Source organism: Pseudomonas putida (assembly GCF_030159595.1).
Taxonomy (GTDB): Bacteria; Pseudomonadota; Gammaproteobacteria; order Pseudomonadales; family Pseudomonadaceae; genus Aquipseudomonas; species Aquipseudomonas putida_AC.
Genome location: NZ_BSKJ01000056.1, coordinates 1 through 245 on the forward strand (window position 1 = coordinate 1; position 245 = coordinate 245).

Here is a 245-nt window from a genome sequence, read left to right on the forward strand (position 1 = left end):
AGCGCGTAGTTCAGGATAATTATCTATACGGCTGGCCATGGATTCAAGCATAGATTCGGCTTGCTTTTCCATTGCGTGGGCGTCACGTAACCAGTCATGATAATGTTCAATACGATTCATGAAAATGTCCTCTTTATAAAATGACTAAAAGTTAAAATTCATATTTCAGGCTTTATTTTCGGCTTTCTTATTTACGTTATTAATGGCCAGATCAGTCAGTTTGATGTCGGTGGCCTTTTCTTCTT

The 245-nt window shown here is 38.0% G+C and carries 1 protein-coding gene; it reads right to left on the reverse strand.

Annotation, left to right across the window (positions count from 1 at the left end):
- Positions 1–120 (reverse strand): DUF892 family protein (locus tag QQL85_RS26510; protein ID WP_284368798.1); only part of this gene is annotated, 120 nt, incomplete at its 3' end.
- Positions 121–245: the final 125 nt, after the last annotated feature.